The sequence below is a fragment of the Streptomyces sp. NH27 genome (assembly GCF_056859195.1).
This window is the reverse complement of record NZ_JACEGK010000574.1, coordinates 1-4,839: the sequence shown is the minus strand read 5'-3', so window position 1 is coordinate 4,839 and position 4,839 is coordinate 1. Positions and strand designations below refer to the sequence as shown.

Genomic DNA, 4,839 nt, shown 5'->3' with positions numbered 1-4,839 from the left:
CACACCACCTCCCGGACCCACACCGGGACCCGCACCACCTCCCGGACCCACACCGGGACCCCCGTCCGCACCACCGCACCACCGCTCCGCGCGCCCCGGGGGACCGCGCCCACCGTCCCCGACCCACCTGCTCCCAGCGACATGGAGGCCATGCGGTGCACACCCTGCCGCAACAGCTGGCCAACGGGCTGTTCCTCGGCTCGATGTACGGGCTCATCGCCATCGGCTACACGATGGTGTACGGCATCGTCCAGCTCATCAACTTCGCCCACGGCGAGATCTTCATGACCGGCGCCTTCGGCGCGCTCACCGTATGGAACATCCTGCCGAACGGCATGAACATCTGGGCCGCACTGCCCCTGATGCTCGTCGGCGGCGCGATCGTCTCCATGCTCATAGCGGTAGGCGCCGAACGGTTCGCCTACCGGCCACTGCGCGGCGCACCCAGACTCGCGCCACTCATCACCGCGATCGGCCTCTCCCTCGCCCTCCAGCAGGCCATCTTCGTCTGGTACCCCGGCGCCGACAACGCCAAGAACTTCCCGCAACTCGGCACCCACCCGTACCACATCGGCTCCATAAGCATCCAGCGCAACGACATCTTCCTCGTCGTCGCCGCCGCGATCTGCATGATCGGCCTGGCCGCCTTCGTCCGCACCAGCCGCACCGGCCGCGCCATGCAGGCCACCGCGCAGGACCCGGACACCGCCCAGCTCATGGGCATCGACACCAACCGCATCATCGTGATCGCCTTCGCCATCGGCGGCCTGTTCGCCGCCGTCGCCGGTGTCGCCTTCGGCCTGAAGTACGGTCAGATCACCTACAACATGGGCTTCCAGGCCGGCCTGAAAGCCTTCACCGCCGCCGTCCTCGGCGGCATCGGGAACATCTACGGCGCCATGCTCGGCGGACTGGTCCTCGGCATCGCCGAAGCCTGTGCCACCGCCTACATCGCCAACATCCCCGGCATGCACCAACTCGGCGGCCAGGGCTGGGCCAACGTATGGGCCTTCGTCCTGCTCATCGTGGTCCTACTGGTCCGACCACAGGGCCTGTTGGGTGAACGCGTAGCGGACAGGGCGTGAGCCGGATGACCGACATTCCCACCACCGAGGCACCCCAGCCCGTACCGCTGGGCACCACCAACCCCGACGCGCCGCGCTCCGACTCCTTCGTCAGCCTGCCGCCGGGCGTCGCCCGCATCACGACCCTCGTCGGCGTCGTGGGCACCGTGGCGGCCACCTTCATGTCCTGGACCTACACCTCCGACTTCCCCGGCGACCTCACCGTCAACGGCTACCCCGGCGGCCTCCAGGTCATCACCCTCATCGGCGCCATCCTCACCGGCCTGCTCGCCCTCGGGGCGTTCGGCGTCAAGGGCCTGACCTGGCTGGTGCCCAACCGCTCGCCCAACGCCGTCCTGCTGCTGGCCGCCGGCACCTTCGCCACCACCTGGTACGCCGTCATCGCCATCGCGCAGGAACTCGGCGGCCTGGCCAACCTCGACCCCGGCGGCTTCGTCGCCGCCGTCGCCTCACTCATCCTGTTCGTCGGCGCCCTCGGCCTGCCCATCGACCGCCGGCCACTGGACGAAGCCAGCGCCGAGTACTACGAACTCGGCCGCCTCAGCGAGAACGGCGCCGCCCGCGGCTCCTACCGCTGGCTGCGCCAGGCCCGGCTCAACCACAGTGAGTTGTCGGTCCCCGACCCCGCCAGGGCACCCCTGTGGGTGCAGTACCTGACGATCGTCGTGGTCGCCGCGGCCGGCGTGAAGGTCCTCACCTACGGCCTCGCCACCGGCTACACCGAACTCTTCATCGGCTACCTGATCCTGGTCGTCTTCGCCCTGTGGGCGTTCAACGCCGCCGGACTCACCCGGCAGTTCTCCAAGATCACCACCGACCACCGGCCGTTCGCCATCGTGATGGGCATCCTCGCCGCCATCGCCTACCCGTTCGTGCAGAACAACGAGCACTGGGCGAACCTCGGCGTCAACATCCTCATCTTCGGCACCGTCGCCCTCGGCCTGAACATCGTCGTCGGCCTCACCGGCCTGCTCGACCTCGGCTACGTCGCCTTCCTCGGCGTCGGCGCCTACGCCGCGGCCCTGGTCTCCGGCTCCGAGTACTCCATCTGGGCCGGCGTCCAATTCCCCTTCTGGGCCGCCGCCCTGACCGGCATGGCCGCATCGCTGATCTTCGGCGTCCTCATCGGCGCCCCCACCCTGCGGCTGCGCGGCGACTACCTGGCCATCGTCACCCTCGGCTTCGGAGAGATCTTCCGGATCGCCGTCAACAACCTCGACGGCGTCTCCGGCCCCAAGGTCACCAACGGCCCGAACGGCATCTCGCAGATCCCCGACCTGTCGGTCTTCGGTTACAACCTCGGCGACGCCCACAAGATGGGCTCCATCACCCTGGGCCGCTTCGCCAACTACTACCTGCTGATGCTCGTCATCACGGTGATCGTGGTACTCGTCTTCACCCGCGCCTCCGACTCCCGGATCGGCCGCTCCTGGATCGCCATCCGCGAGGACGAGACCGCCGCCACCGCCATGGGCATCAACGGCTTCCGGGTCAAGCTCATCGCGTTCGCGCTCGGCGCCTCGCTGGCGGGCCTGGCCGGCACTGTCAGCGCCCACGTCACCTACAGCGTCGTACCCAACCCCTACCAGTTCTCCGGCGCCGCACCGCCCAACTCCGCGTTCCTGCTCGCCGCAGTCGTCCTCGGCGGCATGGGCACCGTCACCGGACCCGTCCTCGGCGCGGCCCTGCTCTACCTCATCCCCGAGAAGCTCGGCTTCCTCCAGCGCTACGAACTCCTCGCGTTCGGCGTCACCCTCGTGCTCATCATGCGGTTCCGGCCCGAGGGCATCATCGCCAACCGCCGCCGCCGGCTGGAGTTCCACCAGGACGAAGCCCCGGCACCGGACGAAGCCCTGGTACCCGCACAGTCGGTCGTCGGTGACGACGGCACGGCCGCCGGCACGGCAGGGGCGTGAAGGACACCATGACCACGACGACCAGCACCTCCGCCGCCCCGGCGGCCACCCCCGGCAGCACACCACTGCTCCAGGCCAGCGGCGTCATCATGCGGTTCGGCGGCCTCACCGCCGTCCGCGACGTCAGCCTCACCGTCAACAGCGGCGAGATCGTCGGCCTGATCGGCCCCAACGGCGCCGGAAAGACCACCTTCTTCAACTGCCTCACCGGGCTGTACGTCCCCACCGAGGGCTCCGTCAGCTACAAGGGCACCGTCCTGCCGCCCAAGCCCCACCTGGTCACCAAGGCAGGCGTCGCCCGCACCTTCCAGAACATCCGGCTGTTCGCCAACATGACCGTGCTGGAGAACGTCCTGGTCGGCCGGCACACCCGCACCCGGGAGGGCCTGCTCTCCGCCCTCATCCGCGGACCCGGCTACCACAAGGCCGAAGCCCGCTCCCGCGAACGGGCCATGGAACTGCTCCAGTTCACCGGCCTCGCGGCGAAGGCCGACCACCTCGCCCGCAACCTCCCCTACGGCGAACAGCGCAAGCTGGAGATCGCCCGCGCGCTCGCCAGCGAACCCGGGCTGCTCCTGCTCGACGAGCCCACCGCGGGCATGAACCCGCAGGAGACCCGGACCACCGAGGAACTGGTCTTCGCCATCCGGGACCAGGGCATCGCCGTCCTCGTCATCGAGCACGACATGCGGTTCATCTTCAACCTCTGCGACCGCGTCGCCGTCCTCGTCCAGGGCCAGAAACTGGTGGAGGGCACCTCCGAGGTCGTCCAGAGCGACGAACGCGTCATCGCGGCGTATCTGGGCGAACCGTTCGAGGCGGAGGAGACCCCGACCCCGACCCCGACTCAGGAGTTGGAGTTGGAGCCGGAGCCAGAGCCGGCGCCGGAGTCGGAGCCGGCGCCCCAGACCGAATCGGAGCCCGAGCCCCGGTCCGAAGCCGATGCCGAAGCCGACGCAGGAACCGGAGCGGAACCCGCCGCCGAACCCGCCGCCGGGGCCGACCCGGACCCGGAGCCCGGTACCGGCGCGCACGAGCAGGAGAACGACCGATGACCGCACTGCTCGAAGTAGAGGACCTCCGGGTCGCCTACGGCAAGATCGAAGCCGTCAAGGGCATCTCCTTCTCGGTCGAAGCCGGTCAGGTCGTCACCCTCATCGGCACCAACGGCGCCGGCAAGACCACCACCCTGCGCACCCTCAGCGGCCTGCTCAAGCCGATCGGCGGGCGGGTGACGTTCGACGGCAAGGTGCTCAGCCGGGTCCCCCCGCACAAGATCGTCGCCCTCGGCCTCGCCCACTCCCCGGAAGGCCGGCACATCTTCCCCCGGCTCAGCATCGAGCAGAACCTGCTGCTGGGTGCCTTCCTCCGCAGGGACACCGCCGGCATCACCAAGGACGTCGAGCGCGCCTACGAGCTCTTCCCGATCCTCGGCGAACGCCGTAAACAGGCCGCGGGCACCCTCTCCGGCGGCGAGCAGCAGATGCTCGCCATGGGCCGCGCCCTGATGTCGCAACCCAAGCTGCTCATGCTCGACGAACCCTCCATGGGCCTCTCGCCGATCATGATGCAGAAGATCATGTCCACCATCGTCGAGCTGAAGTCCCAGGGCACCACCATCCTGCTCGTCGAGCAGAACGCCCAGGCGGCCCTCTCCCTCGCCGACCAGGCCCACGTCATGGAGATCGGCAACATCAAGATCTCCGGCACCGGCCAGGACCTCCTCCACGACGAGGGCGTCCGCAAGGCCTACCTCGGCGAGGACTGACCCACGACGCGACACCGATGACAACCCGCATGGGTAAGGCCCGCACTCCAGGAGTGCTGTCTCTTATACA

At 69.0% G+C, this 4,839-nt stretch carries 4 protein-coding genes; all 4 read left to right on the top strand.

From position 1 onward, the window contains the following. Positions 1–155 precede the first annotated feature (155 nt). Genes AC13HU_RS32200 through AC13HU_RS32185 form a run of 4 tightly spaced genes read left to right on the top strand, consistent with a single transcriptional unit; the run spans position 156 to position 4,769 of the window. Positions 156–1,085, top strand: coding sequence for a branched-chain amino acid ABC transporter permease (locus AC13HU_RS32200; protein WP_483045517.1), 930 nt, complete (start codon positions 156–158; stop codon positions 1,083–1,085). Between the two features lie 5 nt (positions 1,086–1,090). After that, the gene (locus tag AC13HU_RS32195; protein ID WP_483045516.1) at positions 1,091–3,001 is read left to right on the top strand and encodes a branched-chain amino acid ABC transporter permease; all 1,911 of its coding nucleotides are present in this window, start codon (positions 1,091–1,093) and stop codon (positions 2,999–3,001) included. Between the two features lie 8 nt (positions 3,002–3,009). Then, a complete protein-coding gene (locus AC13HU_RS32190; RefSeq protein ID WP_483045515.1) occupies positions 3,010–4,056 on the top strand; it encodes an ABC transporter ATP-binding protein in 1,047 nt (348 codons plus the stop codon). Beyond that, on the top strand, positions 4,053–4,769 hold the full coding sequence (locus AC13HU_RS32185) for an ABC transporter ATP-binding protein (RefSeq protein WP_483045514.1): 717 nt from the start codon (positions 4,053–4,055) through the stop codon (positions 4,767–4,769). The genes AC13HU_RS32190 and AC13HU_RS32185 overlap by 4 nt, the downstream gene beginning before the upstream one ends. Positions 4,770–4,839 lie beyond the last annotated feature (70 nt).